Below are 21182 nucleotides of genomic sequence, written 5' to 3' on the forward strand. Positions count from 1 at the left end.
TAAATAAGGTACTTTACGAAGAGTCTGCGATTGCTTTCATTTTCACGCTCAAATTTCAAAAAAAAACGAATAGTAAAAAAAATTTAGTTTAAATAATTGTAGCAACTCCGATGAGTAGAAGCGGCAAGCATGGCTTAAATTAAAACGATAGCCAATCATTGAGAAAATGCGTGTTACATATTACTAATGTCAACATTCTGCATGAACACACCTTTAACATCAGAATTTTCAGCGCTTACCAACATATCGATTAAAAATAAAGAGAAGTGAATAAATGACAGCATTAATTTTTTGTTAAAAGCAGCGTAAATCGCCCCAGAGAACTATTGATAACAATGTATACGCTTTTGTTAAGATATATATAAAAAACCCTCCCAAAGCCATTCAATGATGCCAAAAAATTTTGTTTACTTATTTTTCGCAAATAAATAATATCCGCATCGGATTACTTGTTGAGCAATTTACGCACTTTAATCGTTTCTTTCAAATGAAGTCCTACATCATTTTTTGACGTTGATGAACTCCAGCTGAATCTGTGCCTCTGACAAGTACTTTTCTGGGTAAATAATAAATTTAACGGAGTTATGATGATGAAAACTGCACTTACCAGCAGTGTACTGGTCGCTTTGTTTGCCGCTAATGCAGGCGCTGCTAGCGTTACCACTCCAGGAGCTGGTTCTAAAGCCACCGCGACGGTCCATTTTACCGGTGAAATTGTTGCCAGTACCTGCGTGGTTAATACCGCTACGACAGATAAAGATATCAAATTACCACAAGTCACCAACCAGTTATTTGGCAACGCGGGTTCTAGCACCGGTGATACTCAGTTTACGTTGCAATTTACCAACTGCCAAGGGGCAACTGGAGGAAGCGGCTATGTGGTGGTCTTTACCGGTAATACCCCTGGCAGTAACACAGCACTTCTGGAAGCGAAACGTGGCTCGACTCCTGCCACAGATGTTGGCATCGAAGTGGATCATGCAGGTAAAGCCCTCGATTTCTCCAGTGGTAAAAACGAAATAGTTCTGAATCCAACTGGCGCAAGTGGCGATGCACAAATCGATCTGGTCGCCAAATATCAGCAAATTGGCGCAGCGCTGCCTACGGCTGGCACGATCACTGCGGATATGAATTACACCGTCATTTATAAATAACGGACGTTGATTGCTATGGATGGCACTCTTCCCTGAACCTGGAAAGTGCACCTGATGAATAAAATATTCTTTTACCTGTTGCTGTGTGTGGTTAGCACCGCTCACAGCGCAATTAATTTGGGTCAAACGCGCGTTATTTATAATGAGAACGATAAAGCGGCGATGTTTGACGTCAACAATAATACAGACAAGCCATATATGGTACAGACGTGGCTGGATAATGGTAATCCGGATGAGACGCCTGCCAATCTGCCAATGTTAATTACGCCTCCGATCCTGAAACTTGACGGCCATAAATCAGCCGTGTTGCGAGCTATTTATCAGGGCAACGGCTTTCCTGAGGATGTTGAATCTGTAGTGTGGATTAATGTGCAGGAAATCCCCACCATCGAGAATGAAGAAAATACCTTACAGCTGGCGCAGCGTATTCGCATCAAACTATTTTATCGCCCTGTTGGTCTGAATATGACGCTACCTGAAGCCGTTGAGAAATTACAGTGGCAGTGCCACGGTCATACTCTGCGGGCGATCAATGCGACGCCGTTACATATCTCCCTGACGCAATTACATATTAACGGCCAAAACATCGATGCCGACATGGTTAATCCGCATGACGAACGCACGTTTGCGTTGTCACAGCAAAAAGTCAGCCATATCGGTTTTAGCTGGGTAGATGATTACGGCGGCACTAACGCGGTTAATAACATCCCGGTATCTTGCAATTAAGCTGGGGTTGCACATGATGAAAAAAAATAAGCACCCGCAACGGTACACCCTCTTTACGCTGTCAACGCTGGCCGTGTGCATACCTGCATACGCCAGCAGCACACCGCAGTTTAATACCCGTTTTGTACATGGTACGCAAAATATTACCTCCGTAGTGCAAATAGCCCGTAATGACGGACTTAGCGAAGGCACGTTTGAATACGATATATATCTTGACCATAGCTTCGTCGAAACGCGCAATGTTGACTTTAAAAGACGTCAACCACAAGGCAAGCCGCAACCTTGCCTGAGCGCGGACGATCTGCGCAAATACGGGATTAAAATCCCCGAGGGTAACGCCGATACCTGCGTGGAGCTCACGGCTCTGATCGCAAACAGCCGCCTGACGGCAGATGCAAACTACCAGCGCATTGATATTTCAGTGCCGGAAGCGTTTCTGCTTTCGACTGCGCATGACGCCGTGCCTGAATCGGCCTATGACGATGGGATTAATGCCGCTTTTGTCGGCTACAACGCCAATACGACGCACCTGATTGAACAGGGCCAGGATCATGACTCTGTTTTTGCCAGTTTTGCCAACGGTATAAACCTGGCGGGATGGCATTTTCGCAACCAGTCTACTTTCAGCTATGCCAGCGGTTCAGGCCGTCAATGGCAGGCGGTTTCCACGTGGGTGGAACGTAATATTATTGCGCTGCGTAGCCGCTTGCGCTTCGGGCAAACATATACGGACGACGATGTGTTTGACAGCATCCAGTTTACCGGGGCACAGCTCACCAGCGATGAAAACATGTTGCCTGATAGCCAGCGCGATTTTGCACCAGTCGTTCGCGGCGTCGCCAATAGCAATGCCACAATCGAAATCCGTCAAAATGGCTATCTGATTTACAGCAAAAACGTCGCGCCAGGCGCGTTTGACATTGACGATATCAACCCCAGCAACCAAAGCGGCGACCTGAACGTTAGCGTTATTGAAGCCGATGGCAGTCGGCGTAATTTCAGTGTGCCTTATTCGGCGGTCCCGAACATGCTGCGTGCAGGTAACAGCCGCTTTCAGTTTACGGCAGGGGAATACCGCGACGGTTACAGCGGCGGCTGGCGGCCCCGCTTTGTTCAAGGCACATTGAGTTATGGTCTCAGCTTTGGCTCCACGTTGTACGGTGGTTTCCTGACCGCAGAAAGCTATAATGCGATTGCCACCGGGATCGCTCAGGATCTGCACCAGTTCGGCGCGATCTCTTTCGATATCACTACCGCCAGAGCGCAGCTTGCCAGTGGAGATACGTCCACAGGACAAAGTTACCGTTTCTTATACTCCAAATCGCTGAACCAGTACGGTACGGATTTCCGTCTGGTAGGCTACCGCTACAATACCTCCGGTTATTACAGCTTTAGCGACACCATTAACGAGCATAACAGTTGGTCCTCGGGCTATTACGACATCGCCTATGACGACCCGAATCAACAGCTGCGTTTTCCTGGCGAGGAGCACAACAAAAAGCATTACTACACCACTAACTACAATAATCGCCGCCAACGTTTTGAGGTCTCTGTTAACCAGCGTTTGTGGGATAACGCCTCTCTTTACGTCAGCGCCAGCCAGCAAAACTACTGGCACAACGGGAGTCACGACCGCACGATACAGCTGGGTTACAACGATACACTGGGGAAAATCAACTGGAGCGTTTATGTACAGGATACCCGTAACCAGTACGACTACCAGGACCGCAGTATCAACCTGACGCTTTCCATTCCATTCGATTTCATGGATAGCCGCGGCTTTGTCTCCACCAACATCATGCATAGCCAGCAGAATGGCGACAGCTACTCCACCAGCTACAGCAATACAGCATTTGACGATCGTCTGAGCTGGGGCGTTCAGGGCAGTACCACCGATCGACAGGATTCCTCTGCCGGGGTTAACGCCGCCTGGCAAGGCGACAAGATCAATGTTCAGGGGGGCTACAGCGCAGGACGCAACTACCAGAATATGAATATGGGCATCAGCGGCGGGGCAATGCTGCACGCAGGCGGCGTGACGCTCATGCACTCTCCTGGCGACACCATGGTGTTGGTCGAGGCCAAAAATGCCGACGGTGTCCATATCCAGCAACAAAATGGCGTGGCAATTGACGGTAACGGCTATGCGGTCCTTACCGCCGCAGACGCATGGCATTACAACGTGGTGAGTCTGAATACCGCTGATATTGGTGCCGGGCTGGATATTCCGCAGGCACAGAAAAAAATTGTTCCAACAGAGAAAGCCATCAGCAAAGTGGTGTTTGAAACCTTCAGCGGCCGCAACTATCTGGTCAATGCCGTCATGCCCGGCAACATTGCCCCCCCGGTCGGCGCGAACGTACGAGATACTAAAGGTCGTAGCCACGGTCTGGTCGGTATGCATGGCGCACTGTATGCCAGCGGCGTGGAGGACAATTCTCGCCTGGAAGTGCGCTGGGGCGCCCATGCAAATGAACACTGCTTTATTCAAATGCCGGATAACCATAACCAGCCGGTGAAGAAAATCGGATATACACAAATTACCGCCCAGTGCGTCGGCTCGTAAGGTGCAATCAATGAATCCGTTAAAAATAGTTAAACTCGTGGTGCTGCTTTGTTTGCCGATATTCAGTAGTGCAAGCTATGCAGTTACCTGTAAAGCAAACAACATCTCCGTACAGGTTGATCCCATTAAAATCAGCCACAGTACCACCGCCGGGGACACCGTTTGGGTGTCCAATCCACAAACCGTTAGCGTCACCTGCAGCGACACAGACTATATGCCCCACGGCGAAGCCGCCAAAATCTACATCGACCCTGATCATGAGTTTGCGCATTTTCTGCAGGGAACCAATATGAAACTGGTGGTGAGCATTGATGGTCGCCCCTACGATCAAAGTGCCCAGGCCGTCGCCACCCAATATCAGGCAACGTTGCCCCGAACACGTTCAGACAACTACTGCAGCAGTAATAGCCACAGCCATGCCAGTGACTGCCAGGCGCGCCCACAAACATTTTCTTTCACCTTTAACCTCAGTCTGGTCGCTACCGGAAAACTCCCGGATCCTTTGCCTGCGCTGGCCGGTCGCACCATCAACAAAGTTTTCGTCGTCGACGGTATTGGCAGCATTAACGCCTGCGGTTCGCATTGCTCCACCAGCAATCCGGCCAAAAACTTTGGCCCCGCGCTTAATGGCCTGAATAACATCAGTTATATCAACTGCGAACCGATCGTCTCTATCAGCTCTGACAAAGGAACGGATACCGTCGAGTTTGGCAGGATCAGCATTACCGAAGCAAAAGTGGGAAAAGATAACAGCCACAGTAAACAGTTTGCCGTTATTGCCGCAGAAGCCGCCGGGAAGCATGAATGTCGCGGCATCAACTACGCGGTAACGTTTACCGGCACCACGAGCAACAGCGGCGCAGTTTTTACCGGTCAGGGGACGCCAGATATCGGCGTTACGCTCCAGGATGCTGCACAACCCGGCTCCGGGGACATTATCAGCGGCAACCGTATCGATTTTGCCAGCAGCGCGTTTACCAACCAGAGCGACAGCCGACGCAAAGAGTTCATGGCAACCCTGTTCTGGCTGAAGAATCCTCCCCAACCCGGCACATTTAGTATCCCTGTCAATGCGACGGTGACCTTTAAATAACAGGCGCAGGACGATGCTGATCGTCCTGCGCGTCTCGCACCAGGCATAAAAACCGCAGTCGTACGCTTAACCCACCTAATGTTTCACTCCGTGATAGCTGAGGGTGCGTGCGGTGCAGACGAGCAATGTCGTTGACCAGCGCCAGACCTATCCCGGCGCCAGGAACATTACCGACGTTATCAAGGCGATGAAACGGTAGCAGCGCCTGGTGCACCATCTGCTCATCGATGCCCGGCCCGCTATCTTCAACCACCAGCACCACCGCCTCTCCTTTTCGCAGCAGACGGGCGGTTACCACACCATGCGGCGGCGTGTATTTCAGTGCGTTATCCAGCAGATTCCCGCACAGTTCGCCAAGCAGGACTTCATCGCCCTCAATCCACACCGCATCCTGTTCCCCTTCATAGCCCAGATCGATCCCTTTACTGCGCGCCTGCGCCAGTCGCGTGAAACAACTGCTTTGCACCACCTCATACAAATTAACCGGCGAGAAGTGCCTTTCTCCTTGCTCTTTGCGCTTCACAGCCGACAGCTGTAACAGCCTTTCCGTCAGTTGAATGGTGTTGTCCAGCGTGGAGCTCATGGCTTGCAGACTCTCATACCATTGCTGCGGCTGCTGGCTGGCGAGGGCCACCGACGCCTGAGTTTTTAGCACCGCCAGCGGCGTTTTAAGCTGATGGGAAGCATCCGCGCTGAAGCGCTCCTGGCGAGAGATCAGGCCGCGAAGTCGGTCCAGATAACGGTTGAATGCCACAATCAACAGACGGGTTTCCGACCACGGCAGTAGCTCCGGCAGCGGCGTCAACAGCCCAGGCTCGCGACGCACCATCAGCGATGACAGCTGGCGCATCGGGCGTAACACCCGACGCAGCAGCCAGCCGACCAGCACCAGCGTGAGCAGCACCAGCAGCCCTTGCGAAACCCACGAGGAAAACAGCAACTGTCGCGCCAGGTAACGTCGCGATTGCAGCGTTTCGGCGACATAAATCTCGGCCATGCCGATAATGCCGCCCTCGTTGACGGGCTGCAGCAGACGCGCCACGCGAATTGCCTCCCCGCGATATTCAGTGTGATAAAACCACGCCAGCGCCGGATAAAGCCGCGTACGCGATGTCGCAGGCGGCATCGCAGGTAAATCGTCATAACCTGAGATAACTTTCCCCGCCGGGTCGACCACCTTGTAATACAACCTGTCGTTCATATTCAGCTCAAAGCTGTCCAGCACCACCCACGGCACATTCACTTCCAGCTGTTTGTTGTGCACCACCAGTCGCTCGGAGACGGTTCTGGCAGACGAGAGCAGCGTCCGGTCATACGCCTGCGTCGCCGCCTGTAGCGCGCTGACATAGCTGTTAAATGCCGACAACCCCCACAACAACATGAGCGGCAAACCCAGAAACATCAGCAGTTGCAGGTACAACGATTGGGGTTTAACCCACTTCATCGCTACGCTCCAGCACATAGCCCAGCCCGCGCAGCGTGGCGATGCGCACATCGCTTCCCTGTAGCTTTTTACGCAGACGATGGATGTACAATTCAATGCTTTCGGGGCTGACCTCATCGTTTAGACTGAAGACCTGTTCAAACAACTGCTGACGCGAAACCGGTCGCAATCGACGGTACATCAGCACCGTCAGCAATGCCTGTTCGCGCGGCGTGAGCGCCAGCGGCTGCCCCTGCAACAGAAAATAGCCCTCATCGTGAAACGCCAGTGCGCCCAGTTGCTGTATGCCCTGCACCTGCCCCGCGCTGCGGCGTAGCAAAGCCCTCAGCCGGGCATCCAGCTCCTCGATTTCAAACGGTTTTGCCAGATAATCATCGGCCCCGACGTTCAATCCTTTCACCCGATCGGCCACCGCGCTGCGCGCCGTCAGCAGCAGAACAGGAAGCGTCTGCCCGCGTTTGCGCAGGCGCTGAACGACGTCAAGACCATCCAGTCCCGGCATATTGATATCCAGCACCGCCAGCGCGTACGTTTCGCTATGTAAAAGATGGTCGGCCGCCAGGCCATCAAAAACGCAGTCGACGGCAAAACCGTTTTGCACCAGCGCTTTCTCCAGCCAGTGAGCTAACTCACGGTTATCTTCCGCTAATAAGAGACGCATATCACATCCTGTAAAGTTTCTGCCGCATTGAAAGGGAATTGAAAGGTTAATGTTTTAACAATCATGCAACCGAACTGCTACACATCGGCTCACATAATCACAAAAATCTTCTTCCGTACCCGAAAATCCGGTTTTCCGGCGTGAGGATAAATAATGAAAAAACAGTTACTTCGTACCCTTACTGCAAGCATTTTACTGATGAGTACCTCTGTTCTGGCGGAACAAGCGCCATCGCGCACAGAATGTATCGCCCCTGCTAAACCTGGCGGTGGTTTCGATCTCACCTGTAAGTTGATTCAAGTGAGCATGATGGAAACCGGCGCTATCGAAAAACCGATGCGCGTTACCTACATGCCCGGTGGCGTTGGCGCCGTGGCCTATAACGCGATCGTCGCGCAACGTCCGGCTGAAGCGGGTACCGTAGTGGCATTCTCCGGCGGCTCGCTGCTGAACCTGTCACAAGGGAAGTTTGGTCGCTACGGCGTTGATGATGTCCGCTGGCTGGCAAGTGTAGGCACTGACTACGGCATGATTGCCGTACGCCAGGACTCACCCTGGAAAACGCTGAAAGATCTGCTGACGGCTATGGAGAAAGATCCTAACAGCGTGGTCATTGGCGCAGGCGCCTCTATCGGTAGTCAAGACTGGATGAAGTCGGCGCTGCTGGCGCAAAAAGCCAACGTCGATCCACACAAGATGCGCTATGTGGCCTTTGAGGGCGGCGGCGAACCGGTCACCGCGCTGATGGGGAATCACGTCCAGGTGGTTTCCGGCGATCTCAGCGAGATGGTGCCTTATCTTAGCGGCGACAAAATCCGCGTGCTCGCCGTGTTCTCTGATCAACGTCTGCCGGGCCAGTTAGCTAACGTGCCAACCGCCAAAGAGCAGGGTTACGACCTCGTGTGGCCCATCATTCGTGGCTTCTACGTTGGACCAAAAGTCAGCGACGCCGAGTATCAGTGGTGGGTTGATGCCTTTAACAAACTCCAGCAGACCGATGAGTTTAAAAAGCAGCGCGATCTGCGCGGCCTGTTTGAATTCAACATGAGCGGTAAGCAGCTCGACGAATACGTGAAAAAGCAGGTCACGGATTACCGTGAGCAGGCGAAAGCCTTCGGTCTGGCGAAATAAGCGCAGAGGCAAAGATGATGAGCGATCGTATTTTTGCAGGTATCTGGCTGTTGCTCTGTATAGCCGGGCTGTTCGTGGCCTGGCAAATCACCAGCGAATACAGCTATGAGCCGGTTGGGCCGCGTCCCTTTCCGCTTGGCATTATCAGCCTGATGCTGGTATGCGCCGTGGCGCTGCTGTTGCGCCATCCCGACACCATCAGTTGGCCCCGCCGTCACGTGCTGCAAAAGCTGCTGACGATGGTGATTGTTCTGTTGATGTACGCCTGGGGTTTCGAATGGCTCGGTTTTCCCATCTCCACCGCCATTCTCACCGTGGTGATTGGCATGCTGTTCGGCGCAACCATTCCGGCTGCGGGGATTTCCGGCGCGGTACTCGGCATTCTGCTGTGGTATGCCTTTGACCGACTGCTTGACGTCACCTTACCACTCGGCGCCTGGCTGGGTTAACGGAGAAACGATGGATACCTGGATTTATCTTTCTCAGGGTTTCGCGGTGGCCATGACGCCGGAAAACCTGGTCATCGCCCTGATTGGCTGTTTTGTCGGTACCATTGTCGGGCTGTTGCCTGGTCTTGGACCCATTAACGGCGTGGCGATCCTCCTGCCTCTGGCCTTCGCTTTGCATCTGCCTGCAGAATCTGCGCTGATCCTGCTGGCTACGGTCTACATAGGTTGTGAATACGGCGGACGTATCTCCTCCATCCTGCTGAATGTTCCCGGCGATGCGGCGGCGATTATGACCGCGCTGGATGGCTACCCGATGGCGCAGCAAGGCCGCGGCGGCGTTGCGCTCTCTATCTCGGCGGTCAGCTCTTTCATTGGTTCGCTTATCGCTATCGGCGGCATCATTCTGTTTGCCCCTGCGTTAGCCCAATGGTCGCTGGCCTTCGGTCCGGCGGAATACTTTGCCTTAATGGTTTTCGCCATTGCCTGCCTTGGCAGCATGATGGCGCAAAACCCGCTGAAATCATTTCTGGCAGCGCTTATCGGTCTCGGCCTTGCGACCGTCGGCGTAGACGCCAATACCGGGGTTTATCGCTTTACCTTTGACAGCGTTCATCTCTCCGACGGTGTGCAGTTTATCGTGGTAGTGATTGGGCTGTTCTCAGTCTCTGAAATACTGTTAATGCTGGAACATACCAGTAGTGGCCAGACGCTGGTGCGTAAAACGGGCCGCATGTTATTTAACGCCAAAGAAGGTGCGCAGTGCGTTGGCGCAACCCTGCGTTCATCGGTGATTGGCTTTTTCGTCGGCGTCCTGCCCGGCGCGGGCGCAACCATTGCCAGCGCTATCACCTACATGACCGAGAAAAAGCTCAGCGGCAATAGCGACAGCTTCGGCAAAGGGGATATACGCGGCGTGGCGGCCCCCGAAGCCGCCAACAACGCCTCGGCCTGTGGCTCCTTTATCCCGATGCTGACGCTCGGCGTACCGGGTTCCGGCACCACGGCGGTGATGATGGGCGCGCTGACGCTGTACAATATCACCCCGGGTCCGGCCATGTTCACCGAACAGCCGGATATCGTTTGGGGGCTGATTGCGGCGCTGCTGATTGCTAACGTGATGCTGCTGGTGATGAACATCCCGTTGATCGGCCTGTTTACCCGTATGCTGACCATCCCCTTGTGGTTTTTGGTACCGGCTATCGCGGCAGTCTCCGCGGTGGGCGTGTATGCCGTCCACAGCACCACTTTCGATCTGGTGCTGATGGTTGCCCTCGGCGTGCTGGGCTACATATTGCGCAAAATGCACTTCCCGATGTCGCCGTTGATTTTAGGCTTCGTTCTGGGGGAAATGCTGGAGCAGAACCTGCGTCGGGCGCTGTCTATCAGTAACGGTAATATGGATATTCTGTGGGCCAGCGGCGTGGCGAAAGTGCTGCTGGTGATGGCGGTACTGGTTATCGTGGTCCCGCCAGTACTACGCCTGATTCGTAAACGTAACAGCAAACCACAGGTGGATATCAGCTAATAATATGCCGGGTAGCGGCGCTGACGCGCCTTATCCGGCATTTTCATCTTAATTCCTGAACGGCACTGAGTACGTGCTCAACAAACCGCGTCAGCTTAGGCAGCGGACGCAAATCTTGTCGCCACAGTAGATGAATCGGCCGCGGCTGCGGCGTAAACTTTTCCAGTATCCGAATCAGTTTCCCGGTAGCCAACTCTTGCGCCAGCAGCACCTCCGGTTGCAATAACAGTCCGGCCCCCGCTACCGCCGCCATACGCAGGCCATGACCATCGTTACAGCGCAGGATCGCATCGCGCTTCCATCTGACTTCACCCGTCACGCCAGGCAGTATCCATTCGTTGCGAGCCGTCCACACGGTATGGGACAGGCACAGATGATCCACCAGATCCGCAGGCGTAAGGGGCGTGCCATGACGGGCAAGATAATCCTTTGATGCACAGATCGCCATACGGTAAGGACACAGGTATTTCGCCACCACATCAGTCTGATGGATATCGCCAATACGGATCGCCAGGTCGACGCCTTCATTCACCAGATCAACCATCCGGTTGGTCAGATCCAGTTCAATGCGCACCTCTGGCCAGGCCTGTAAAAACGCAGCGGCCAGCGGCGAGATAACGCAAGCGCCAAAAGAAGTAGGCGCGCTAATGCGCAGCGTCCCCGCAGGGGCCAGCCGCAGATGCTCTACCGAACGCTCAGCTATCGACACCTGCTCCAGCACGCGGCGGGCTTCTTCAAAATAGACACGCCCGGCATCGGTCAGGCTCTGGCGGCGAGTATTGCGCTCCAGCAGACGCGTGCCAAGCTGTGCTTCCAGTTGGGTGATATATTTTCCCACCATCACCGCAGACATCTCGAGTCTTGTTGCCGCGGAGGTAAAGCTTCCGCTCTCCACCACGGCGATAAACGTTTCCATGCCGCGCAGCTTATCCATATTACAAACCTCTGGTTAGTAATCATCTAACTTATAGCCAGTTTATCCGATTTCATTTTCATTAAAGAATAGCGGCTCACACTATTCTGGAGGTGGTTATGAAAATCGTCATTATTGGTGCCAGCGGTACAGTGGGGCGCGCAGTCACAGAAACGTTAAGCCGTAAACATGAGGTGATCCGCGTAGGTCGCACGCAGGGAGATTACCAGGTCGATATCACCTCGCAGGAGAGTGTCGGGGCATTGTTTGAAAAAGTCGGTCGGGTAGATGCGATCGTTTCCGCCACCGGCAACCTGTTCTTTGGCCCGCTGTCGACAATGACCGACGAGGACTTTAATCAGGGATTACAGGATAAGCTGTTAGGCCAGATACGTCTGGCATTAACCGGGCAACATTTCCTCAATGATGGCGGCTCGATTACGCTGATTAGCGGCATTATCGCCCATGAACCCATCGCACAAGGGGCGAATGCGGCAACGATCAATGCCGGGCTGGAAGGATTTGTGCGCGCTGCTGCCTGTGAGCTAGGTCGTGGCCAGCGCATTAACCTGATAAGCCCAACCGTACTCAGTGAATCCGCCGAAGCATACGATGGTTTCTTCCCAGGCTTTGAAAGCGTCCCCGCCGCTACCGTTGCCAATGCCTATCGCCGCAGCGTGGAAGGCATCCAAACCGGGCGCATTTATAAAGTCGGTTACTGACTTTGCTGCTGCCGTTGAGTTACCCTCAGCGGCAGCATAATTAACTCTTTGTTTTAAAATAACATTACCTGTCCTCCCTTCTCCTCCCCGCACTTAACCTCACTTTTTATAATGTTAAATAATTGTTGTTTTTGATCACAAATAATAAACAAATAAGCCCATTCTGTGCGCGTTTTTCAAAAATGTAGATATTTTTAATTTATGGCTACGAAACGAGCTGCGCCATATCTCCCTGACAATCTACTGAGAGGAACGATTTGATGAACGCACTGACTGCCGTAAAACCGAACGCTGATGATCCAGCCCAGCACTACAGCGGTTTCACGTTGAAACCATCAGCCCAGTCGCCTCGCCTGCTGGAGCTGACTTTTTCCGCTGAAACCACTGAGCAATTTCTGAAAGCCGTAGCGCAGTGGCCGGTGCAGGCACTGGAATACAAATCCTTCCTGCGCTTCAAAGTGGGCAAGATCCTCGACGACCTGTGCGGCAATCAGTTGCAGCCTTTGCTGCTGAAAACGTTGCTCGATCGTGCCGAAGGCGCACTGCTGATCAACGCCGTCGGCGTGGATGATGTGGCACAGGCTGAAGAGATGGTCAAGCTGGCGACGGCGGTAGCGCATCTTATCGGGCGCTCCAATTTTGATGCAATGAGCGGTCAATACTATGCCCGTTTTGTGGTGAAAAACGTTGATAACTCAGACAGCTATCTGCGCCAGCCGCACCGTGTAATGGAACTGCATAACGACGGAACCTACCTCGAAGAAATCACCGACTATGTGCTGATGATGAAGATTGACGAGCAGAACATGACCGGCGGTAACTCGCTGCTGCTGCACCTCGACGACTGGGAACATCTGGATCAGTACTTTACCCACCCGCTGGCGCGTCGCGCCATGCGCTTTGCCGCACCGCCAAGCAAAAACGTCAGCCAGGAAGTGTTCCATCCGGTGTTTGACGTTGACCAGCAGGGCCGCCCGGTGATGCGCTACATCGACCAGTTCGTCCAGCCTAAAGATTATGAAGAAGGCGTCTGGCTGAGCGATTTGTCCGATGCGTTGGAAACCAGCAAGGCCATTATTTCCGTTCCGGTTTCAGTCGGTAAATTCTTGCTAATCAACAACCTGTTCTGGTTGCACGGTCGCGATCGCTTCACCTCGCATCCTGACCTGCGCCGCGAGCTGATGCGCCAGCGTGGTTATTTCGCTTACGCGACAAACCACTACCAGACTCATCAGTAAGCGCGAAGGAATAAAGCGGATGTATGATTTTGTGATTATTGGCGGCGGCATTATCGGCATGTCGACCGCCATGCAGCTGATTGATGTCTATCCGGACGCCAGAATCGCGCTGCTGGAAAAAGAGTCCGGCCCGGCCTGTCACCAGACGGGCCACAACAGCGGCGTAATTCATGCCGGGGTCTATTACACCCCCGGCAGCCTGAAGGCGCAGTTTTGCCTGGCCGGAAATCGCGCCACAAAAGCCTTTTGCGACCAAAACGGCATCCGCTACGACGTCTGCGGAAAAATGCTGGTTGCCACCTCCGAACTGGAAATGGAGCGCATGCGCGCGCTGTGGGATCGCACCGCCGCTAACGGCCTTGAGCGCGAATGGCTGAATGCGCAGGAGCTTCGCGAGCGTGAACCCAACATCACCGGGCTGGGCGGTATTTTTGTTCCGTCGAGCGGGATCGTCAGCTACCGCGAAGTCACCGCCGCGATGGCGAAGATATTTCAGGCCAAAGGCGGTGAGATTATCTACAACGCTGAGGTCAGCGCGCTAAAAGAGCACGCTGCGGGCGTTGTCGTACATACCCGTCAGGGTCAGGAATTTGAGGGAGCGACGCTGATTAGCTGCTCTGGCCTGATGGCGGACCGACTAGTGAAAATGCTCGGCGTTGAACCCGGCTTTATCATCTGTCCGTTCCGTGGCGAATATTTCCGTCTGGCATCAGAACATAACCAGATAGTCAACCATCTGATCTACCCCATCCCCGACCCGGCGATGCCGTTTCTCGGCGTTCATCTGACCCGGATGATTGACGGCAGCGTCACCGTGGGCCCCAACGCGGTACTGGCATGTAAACGTGAAGGCTACCGTAAACGCGACTTCTCGCTCAGCGATACGCTGGAGATCCTCAGCTCTTCCGGCATTCGTCGCGTGCTGCAAAACAACCTGCGCTCAGGACTTGGCGAAATGAAGAATTCGCTGTGCAAAAGCGGTTATCTGCGGCTGGTACAAAAGTACTGCCCGAGTCTGACGCTCAAGGATCTGCAGCCCTGGCCTGCAGGCGTGCGGGCACAGGCTGTATCACCGGACGGCAAGCTAATCGACGATTTCCTGTTTGTCACCACGCCACACTCAATTCACACCTGTAACGCGCCTTCTCCGGCAGCAACGTCGGCGATCCCTATCGGCGCGCATATTGTCAGCAAAGTTCATGCGCTGCTGGAGAACCAGAGTAATCCCGGACGCACGCTGCGTGCGGCACGTAGCGTGGAAACATTACACGCCGCATTCACCCGTTAAAACGATTAAGACAGGACGCAATTATGCAACTTAACGATCCAACCTTATTTCGCCAGCAGGCACTGATCGACGGCAACTGGCGTGACGCCAACAGCGGCGAGACCATCGCGGTGACCAACCCCGCCAACGGTCAGCAATTAGGTAGCGTACCGAAAATGGGGGCGGATGAAACCCGCGAAGCGATTAACGCCGCTAACCGCGCTCTGCCCGCCTGGCGCGCGCTGACCGCCAAAGAGCGGGCCAACATCCTGCGCCGCTGGTTCAACCTGATGATTGAGCATCAGGACGATCTCGCCCGTCTGATGACCCTGGAACAGGGTAAACCGCTGGCAGAAGCCAAAGGTGAAATCACCTATGCCGCTTCCTTTATTGAGTGGTTTGCCGAAGAGGGCAAACGTATCTATGGCGATACGATCCCCGGCCACCAGGCCGACAAACGCCTAATCGTCATCAAACAGCCGATCGGCGTTACCGCCGCGATTACGCCGTGGAACTTCCCCGCGGCGATGATTACCCGCAAAGCCGGTCCGGCGCTGGCGGCTGGTTGCACAATGGTGCTTAAACCGGCCAGCCAGACCCCCTACTCCGCACTGGCGCTGGCAGAGCTTGCCAATCGCGCCGGGATCCCGGCAGGCGTTTTCAGCGTGGTGACTGGTTCAGCGAGCGCGGTCGGCAACGAGCTGACCGGCAACCCGCTGGTACGCAAGCTGTCATTTACCGGCTCAACCGAAATTGGCCGTCAGTTAATGCAGCAGTGCGCCAAAGACATCAAAAAAGTGTCGCTGGAGCTGGGCGGCAATGCGCCGTTTATCGTCTTTGACGATGCCGATCTCGATAAAGCCGTAGAAGGCGCACTGGCATCGAAGTTCCGTAACGCTGGCCAAACCTGTGTCTGCGCCAACCGCCTGTACGTGCAGGACGGCGTGTATGACCGTTTTGCCGAAAAACTCCAGCAGGCAGTGAGCAAACTGCACCTCGGTGATGGTCTGCAGCCTGACGTCACCACCGGGCCGCTGATCGACGAGAAAGCGGTAGCCAAAGTGCAGGAACACATCGCCGATGCTCTGGATAAAGGCGCGCGCATTATCGCGGGTGGCAAACCTCACGCACTCGGCGGCAACTTCTTCCAGCCCACCATTTTGGTGGATGTGCCTGACAACGCTAAGGTCGCCAAAGAAGAGACGTTCGGCCCGCTGGCTCCGCTGTTCCGGTTTAAGGACGAGGCTGACGTCATCGCTCAGGCCAATGACACCGAGTTTGGTCTGGCCGCCTATTTCTACGCCCGTGATTTGAGCCGCGTCTTTCGCGTTGGCGAAGCGCTGGAATACGGCATTGTCGGGATTAACACCGGCATTATCTCCAACGAAGTCGCCCCGTTTGGGGGAATCAAAGCCTCCGGTCTTGGCCGTGAAGGATCGAAATACGGCATCGAAGACTACTTAGAAATCAAATATATGTGCATCGGCCTTTAATAAAATAAATACTGGAGAACACCTGATGAGCACCAACAAAGAACTTATGCAACGCCGCAGCAACGCCGTTCCCCGTGGCGTAGGACAAATCCACCCTATTTTTGCCGAGCGTGCAGAAAACTGTCGAGTCTGGGACGTTGAAGGCCGTGAATTCCTCGATTTTGCTGGCGGTATTGCGGTGCTGAACACCGGCCACCTGCACCCGCAGATCGTCTCTGCGGTAGAAGCACAGTTGAAAAAGCTGTCCCATACCTGTTTCCAGGTGCTGGCCTATGAGCCGTACCTGGAGCTGTGCGAAATCATGAATAAGAAAGTGCCGGGCGATTTCGCCAAAAAAACCCTGCTGGTGACAACCGGCTCGGAAGCGGTGGAAAACGCGGTGAAAATCGCCCGCGCTGCCACCAAACGAACCGGCACTATCGCCTTCAGCGGCGCTTACCACGGTCGAACCCACTACACCCTGTCGCTGACCGGGAAAGTAAACCCGTACTCTGCAGGAATGGGACTGATGCCGGGCCACGTGTACCGTGCGCTTTATCCTTGCCCGCTGCACGGCATCAGTGAAGACGATGCTATCGCCAGCATTCACCGTATCTTCAAAAATGATGCCGCTCCGGAAGACGTTGCCGCCATCGTGATAGAGCCCGTCCAGGGCGAAGGTGGTTTTTACGCCGCCTCTCCTGCTTTTATGCAACGTCTGCGCGCTATTTGTGACGAGCACGGCATCATGCTGATTGCCGATGAAGTACAGAGCGGCGCGGGCCGTACCGGTACGCTGTTCGCTATGGAGCAGATGGGCGTTGCGCCCGATCTCACCACCTTCGCCAAATCTATCGCCGGTGGCTTCCCGCTGGCGGGAGTGACCGGGCGCGCCGAAGTCATGGACGCAATCCCACCGGGCGGTCTGGGCGGTACCTATGCCGGTAACCCGATTGCCTGCGCCGCCGCACTGGCGGTACTGAATATTTTCGAACAGGAAAATCTGCTGCAAAAAGCCAACGACCTGGGGCAAACCCTGCGCGAAGGCCTGCTGGCTATCGCGGAAAGCCACCGCGAGATTGGCGATGTACGCGGGCTGGGAGCGATGATCGCAATCGAACTGTTTGAAGACGGCGATCACACGAAACCAGACGCCAAACTGACCGCGGAAATCGTCGCGCGTGCGCGCGATAAAGGGCTGATCCTGCTCTCCTGCGGACCTTACTACAACGTACTGCGCATTCTTGTCCCACTGACCATTGAAGATGCCCAAATCTGCCAGGGGCTGGACATTATCGCTCAGTGTTTTGCCGAAGCGAAGCAGGGTTAACACCGCATTCGACCAATAAAAAACGCAATCCACAGGCCGGATAAGGCGGAGCCGCCATCCGGCAGACAGGGTCAATAACAATAATACGCGTGCCTCGGCGCGGGAATGCCGGGGTGCTCTCCCAAGTGAAATACTTTCGAGAGGTTTAAAAGATGGGGCAAGTGTCACAATCACATGATTTAGGGGGCGGGCTGAAATCACGCCACGTCACCATGCTGTCTATTGCCGGGGTTATCGGCGCAAGTTTGTTTGTGGGTTCAAGCGTGGCGATTGCAGAAGCCGGTCCCGCAGTATTACTGGCCTATCTGTTCGCCGGATTGCTGGTGGTGATGATTATGCGCATGCTGGCCGAAATGGCCGTTGCCACCCCGGATACCGGTTCCTTTTCCACCTACGCCGATAAGGCCATTGGCCCGTGGGCGGGTTATACCATCGGCTGGCTGTACTGGTGGTTCTGGGTGTTGGTTATCCCGCTGGAAGCGAATATTGCCGCCATCATTCTGCACTCCTGGGTTCCAGGCATTCCTATCTGGCTGTTTTCTCTGGTTATCACGTTGGCATTAACCGGCAGTAATTTGCTGAGCGTCAAAAATTACGGTGAGTTCGAGTTCTGGCTGGCGCTGTGCAAAGTGATTGCCATTCTGGCGTTTATCACTCTCGGCGCAGTGGCGATTAGCGGTTTCTATCCCTATGCCGAGGTCAGCGGAGTTTCGCGTCTGTGGGATCAGGGCGGCTTCATGCCCAACGGTTTTGGCGCGGTGATCAGCGCGATGCTAATCACCATGTTCTCCTTTATGGGTGCAGAGATTGTTACCATCGCCGCCGCCGAGTCCGACACCCCGGATAAGCACATCGTCCGCGCCACCAACTCGGTTATCTGGCGTATCTCCATCTTCTATCTGTGCTCTATTTTCGTGGTCGTCGCGCTGATTCCGTGGAACATGCCGGGACTGAAAGAGGTGGGCTCTTACCGCTCGGTGCTGGAGTTACTGCATATTCCACACGCTAAGCTGATCATGGACTGTGTCATATTGCTGTCGGTAACCAGTTGTCTGAACTCCGCGCTGTATACGTCCTCGCGTATGCTTTACTCCCTGAGCCGTCGTGGCGATGCTCCCGCCTTTATGGGTAAAACGAACCGGAGTAAAACGCCTTATGTGGCGGTGTTGCTGTCTACGGGGGCCGCGTTCCTCACCGTGGTGGTCAACTATTACGCCCCGGCCAAGGTGTTCAAATTCCTGATCGACAGCTCCGGCGCCATCGCCCTGTTGGTTTATCTGGTGATTGCAATTTCCCAACTGCGGATGCGCAAAATCCTGCTGGCGCGAGGCGGTGAAATTAAACTGAAAATGTGGCTCTATCCGTGGCTTACCTGGCTGGTAATCGCCTTTATTATCTTTGTGCTGGTGGTGATGCTCTTTCGCCCGGCTCAACAACTGGAAGTTATCTCTACCGGGTTGTTAGCCATAGGAATTATTTGCACCGTGCCTATTATGTCACGCTGGAAAAAACTGCTATCGTGGCAAAAAGCACCGTTGCAAAATACGCATTAAACCTTTTCCCGGCGCAGGCCGGGAAAACCGTTCAGGAGTAAGACCATGACCGCCATTCCCCAACCGACGGCCATTGATGGATACCGCTGGCTGAAAAACGACATCATCCGCGGTGTGTATCAGCCTGATGAAAAACTGCGTATGAGCCTGCTGACCTCACGCTATGAGCTTGGCGTGGGACCGCTACGCGAAGCGCTTTCGCAGTTGGTTGCCGAGCGGCTGGTCACGGTGGTCAATCAGAAAGGGTATCGTGTCGCCCCAATGTCCGAACAGGAGTTGCTCGATATTTTCGATGCCCGCGCCAATATGGAAGCCATGCTGGTCGCGCTGGCCATTGAACGCGGCGGCGACGCCTGGGAAGCTGAAATCCTGGCGCGGGCGCATATGCTCGGCAAGCTTGAAGCCGTTGACGCCAGTGAACAGATGCTCGACGAGTGGGATCAGCGCCATCAGGCTTTTCATTCGGCAATTGTCGCTGGCTGCGGTTCACAGTATCTGCTGCAAATGCGCGAACGGCTATTCGATTTGGCGGCGCGCTACCGGTTTATCTGGCTGCGAAAGACGGTGCTGTCGGTGGAGATGTTGGAAGATAAACACGATCAGCACCAAACGCTGACCGAAGCAATTCTGGCACGCGATGCTGCACGTGCCAGCGAATTAATGCGCCAGCACCTGCTGACGCCCATTCCGATTATTCAACACGCGATGTCCGGCAAATTGCTGACGCAATAAGCCTGAACATTCTTATTGTTCTGGAATACGCAAAACCTGCCCTGGATAAATTTTATCCGGGCTTTTCAGCATCGGTTTATTCGCTTCAAATATCTGGTTATACAGGTTGGCGTTACCGTATACCTGTTTGGCAATAGCGCTCAGGGTATCTCCTGATTTTACGGTATAAAACTGGCTTTCACTCGCCGGCGCAGAAGTTTTTACCTGATCGTCGACGCTGGCAATACCAGAGATATTGCCAATTGCAATCAGGATTTTTTCTTTCGCTTCCTGACTTAATCCATCGCCAGAAACGGTGGCTTTACCTTCGTTAATTTGGACGTTCACTTTATCCGCATCCGGGATGCCCGTTTTGTTCAGGTGTTCCTGTACCTTTTTTGCCAGATCGGCAGTGTCATGGTTGCCAGTAACCGCATCCCACAGTTTTTCACCCGCATCTTTTACAAAATTAAAGAGTCCCATATCCACCTCGGTAGTTAACAATCAACACCAGGAAGTGTAGCAGAGGAGAAAGAAGCGCAAAGAAAACGGCGCCAGAGCGCCGTAGTAGAAAGGTAATTAGTTACGCGTTTGTATCCAGAAGGCGTGGATCAGACCCGGGATGTAGCCCAGCAGCGTCAGAACAATATTGAGGATAAATGCCCAGCCGAACCCCTTCCCCAGCAGCACGCCAAGCGGGGGCAGAATAATAGTAAAAACGATTCTCCAGAAACCCATACACACTCCATACAAGCAAAAAGTTACTCATTGTTTAAAAAGAGATTTTATCTCTAAGCATAGTCAGTGTACCTAACTCTGCCAGCCTTCCCCTGCTGTTTTACCCTCCTTTACGCTCTTTACGCTGGCGTACGTTGACTGTTTATTTTAGAATAATCTTAATTTAGAACATACTTAAATACATATGACTGAACTTGAACAACTCCAGGCCAGCGCTGAGCAGGCTGCCGCCCTGCTAAAAGCGATGAGTAACCCGAAAAGGTTGCTGATTTTGTGCATGCTCTGCGGCTCACCCGGTACCAGCGCGGGCGAATTAGCCCGTGTTACCGGCCTGAGTCCTTCCGCCACTTCGCAGCATCTGGCGCGTATGCGTGAAGAGGGCCTGATAGACAGCCAACGCGATGCCCAGCGCATCCTGTACTCCATCAAAAATGCGGCCGTGAATTCACTGATCGCCACATTAAAAACACTGTATTGCCCATAAGGAGC

20 protein-coding genes are annotated in these 21182 nt (G+C 53.8%); 15 read left to right on the plus strand and 5 right to left on the minus strand.

Annotation, left to right across the window (positions count from 1 at the left end; all coding sequences use genetic code 11):
- Nucleotides 1-584 precede the first annotated feature (584 nt).
- Genes WC7_RS08155 through WC7_RS08140 form a run of 4 tightly spaced genes read left to right on the plus strand, consistent with a single transcriptional unit; the run spans nt 585 to nt 5539 of the window.
- Entirely contained in the window at nt 585-1154 is a 570-nt protein-coding gene (locus WC7_RS08155; protein WP_231390986.1) for a fimbrial protein, read from the plus strand.
- A gap of 54 nt (nt 1155-1208) precedes the next feature.
- The gene (locus tag WC7_RS08150; RefSeq protein WP_016154122.1) at nt 1209-1880 is read left to right on the plus strand and encodes a fimbrial biogenesis chaperone; all 672 of its coding nucleotides are present in this window, start codon (nt 1209-1211) and stop codon (nt 1878-1880) included.
- Nucleotides 1881-1893: 13 nt separating this feature from the next.
- The gene (locus WC7_RS08145) at nt 1894-4446 is read left to right on the plus strand and encodes a fimbria/pilus outer membrane usher protein (protein ID WP_016154123.1); all 2553 of its coding nucleotides are present in this window, start codon (nt 1894-1896) and stop codon (nt 4444-4446) included.
- Nucleotides 4447-4456: 10 nt separating this feature from the next.
- Complete coding sequence (locus WC7_RS08140) at nt 4457-5539, plus strand: fimbrial protein (protein WP_016154124.1); 1083 nt, start codon at nt 4457-4459, stop codon at nt 5537-5539.
- Here the strand turns inward: WC7_RS08140 and WC7_RS08135 are convergent.
- Both WC7_RS08135 and tctD read right to left on the minus strand, forming a co-directional pair.
- Nucleotides 5532-6983 carry a HAMP domain-containing histidine kinase gene (locus WC7_RS08135; RefSeq protein WP_016154125.1) on the minus strand — a complete coding sequence of 484 codons (1452 nt, stop codon included), beginning with the start codon at nt 6981-6983 and terminating at the stop codon, nt 5532-5534. The genes WC7_RS08140 and WC7_RS08135 overlap by 8 nt on opposite strands.
- Nucleotides 6970-7644 (minus strand): transcriptional regulator TctD, encoded by a 675-nt coding sequence (gene tctD, locus WC7_RS08130; RefSeq protein WP_016154126.1) that lies wholly within the window; start codon nt 7642-7644, stop codon nt 6970-6972. Before tctD ends, WC7_RS08135 begins: the two co-directional genes overlap by 14 nt.
- Before the next feature lie 153 nt (nt 7645-7797).
- Here tctD and WC7_RS08125 point away from each other — a divergent pair, with 153 nt between their 5' ends.
- The 3 genes from WC7_RS08125 to WC7_RS08115 are packed head-to-tail and all read left to right on the plus strand — an operon-like array spanning nt 7798 to nt 10749.
- Nucleotides 7798-8775 carry a Bug family tripartite tricarboxylate transporter substrate binding protein gene (locus tag WC7_RS08125; RefSeq protein ID WP_016154127.1) on the plus strand — a complete coding sequence of 326 codons (978 nt, stop codon included), beginning with the start codon at nt 7798-7800 and terminating at the stop codon, nt 8773-8775.
- Nucleotides 8776-8789: 14 nt separating this feature from the next.
- Nucleotides 8790-9224, plus strand: a complete 435-nt coding sequence (locus WC7_RS08120; RefSeq protein ID WP_016154128.1) for a tripartite tricarboxylate transporter TctB family protein — start codon at nt 8790-8792, stop codon at nt 9222-9224.
- 10 nt (nt 9225-9234) lie between these two features.
- Nucleotides 9235-10749, plus strand: a complete 1515-nt coding sequence (locus WC7_RS08115; protein ID WP_016154129.1) for a tripartite tricarboxylate transporter permease — start codon at nt 9235-9237, stop codon at nt 10747-10749.
- A gap of 43 nt (nt 10750-10792) precedes the next feature.
- Here the strand turns inward: WC7_RS08115 and WC7_RS08110 are convergent, their stop codons facing one another.
- Nucleotides 10793-11683, minus strand: a complete 891-nt coding sequence (locus tag WC7_RS08110) for a LysR family transcriptional regulator (protein WP_016154130.1) — start codon at nt 11681-11683, stop codon at nt 10793-10795.
- Between the two features lie 98 nt (nt 11684-11781).
- On the opposite strand from WC7_RS08110, the gene WC7_RS08105 reads away from it, so the two are divergent.
- From WC7_RS08105 to csiR, 7 genes are all read left to right on the plus strand, one after another.
- Nucleotides 11782-12384, plus strand: a complete 603-nt coding sequence (locus WC7_RS08105) for a short chain dehydrogenase (RefSeq protein ID WP_016154131.1) — start codon at nt 11782-11784, stop codon at nt 12382-12384.
- A gap of 260 nt (nt 12385-12644) precedes the next feature.
- A complete protein-coding gene (glaH, locus tag WC7_RS08100) occupies nt 12645-13622 on the plus strand; it encodes a glutarate dioxygenase GlaH (RefSeq protein ID WP_016154132.1) in 978 nt (325 codons plus the stop codon).
- A gap of 19 nt (nt 13623-13641) precedes the next feature.
- Complete coding sequence (lhgO, locus tag WC7_RS08095) at nt 13642-14910, plus strand: L-2-hydroxyglutarate oxidase (RefSeq protein WP_016154133.1); 1269 nt, start codon at nt 13642-13644, stop codon at nt 14908-14910.
- A gap of 23 nt (nt 14911-14933) precedes the next feature.
- Nucleotides 14934-16382, plus strand: a complete 1449-nt coding sequence (gene gabD, locus WC7_RS08090) for an NADP-dependent succinate-semialdehyde dehydrogenase (protein WP_016154134.1) — start codon at nt 14934-14936, stop codon at nt 16380-16382.
- Between the two features lie 25 nt (nt 16383-16407).
- On the plus strand, nt 16408-17691 hold the full coding sequence (gabT, locus tag WC7_RS08085) for a 4-aminobutyrate--2-oxoglutarate transaminase (protein WP_016154135.1): 1284 nt from the start codon (nt 16408-16410) through the stop codon (nt 17689-17691).
- A 152-nt stretch (nt 17692-17843) separates the two neighbouring features.
- Entirely contained in the window at nt 17844-19244 is a 1401-nt protein-coding gene (gabP, locus tag WC7_RS08080) for a GABA permease (RefSeq protein WP_016154136.1), read from the plus strand.
- Nucleotides 19245-19289: 45 nt separating this feature from the next.
- Nucleotides 19290-19976: a DNA-binding transcriptional regulator CsiR gene (gene csiR / locus WC7_RS08075; protein WP_016154137.1), complete on the plus strand. Its 687-nt coding sequence runs from the start codon at nt 19290-19292 to the stop codon at nt 19974-19976.
- A gap of 12 nt (nt 19977-19988) precedes the next feature.
- Here csiR and lysM read toward each other — a convergent pair whose 3' ends face one another.
- Nucleotides 19989-20438 (minus strand): peptidoglycan-binding protein LysM, encoded by a 450-nt coding sequence (gene lysM, locus WC7_RS08070; RefSeq protein WP_016154138.1) that lies wholly within the window; start codon nt 20436-20438, stop codon nt 19989-19991.
- 96 nt (nt 20439-20534) lie between these two features.
- Nucleotides 20535-20693 carry a YqaE/Pmp3 family membrane protein gene (locus WC7_RS25810; RefSeq protein ID WP_003037242.1) on the minus strand — a complete coding sequence of 53 codons (159 nt, stop codon included), beginning with the start codon at nt 20691-20693 and terminating at the stop codon, nt 20535-20537.
- A gap of 184 nt (nt 20694-20877) precedes the next feature.
- Here WC7_RS25810 and WC7_RS08060 point away from each other — a divergent pair, with 184 nt between their 5' ends.
- Nucleotides 20878-21177, plus strand: a complete 300-nt coding sequence (locus tag WC7_RS08060; RefSeq protein ID WP_016154139.1) for an ArsR/SmtB family transcription factor — start codon at nt 20878-20880, stop codon at nt 21175-21177.
- The last annotated feature ends 5 nt before the right edge of the window (nt 21178-21182 follow it).

This window comes from Citrobacter sp. KTE151 (assembly GCF_000398845.1).
GTDB lineage: Bacteria > Pseudomonadota > Gammaproteobacteria > Enterobacterales > Enterobacteriaceae > Citrobacter > Citrobacter braakii.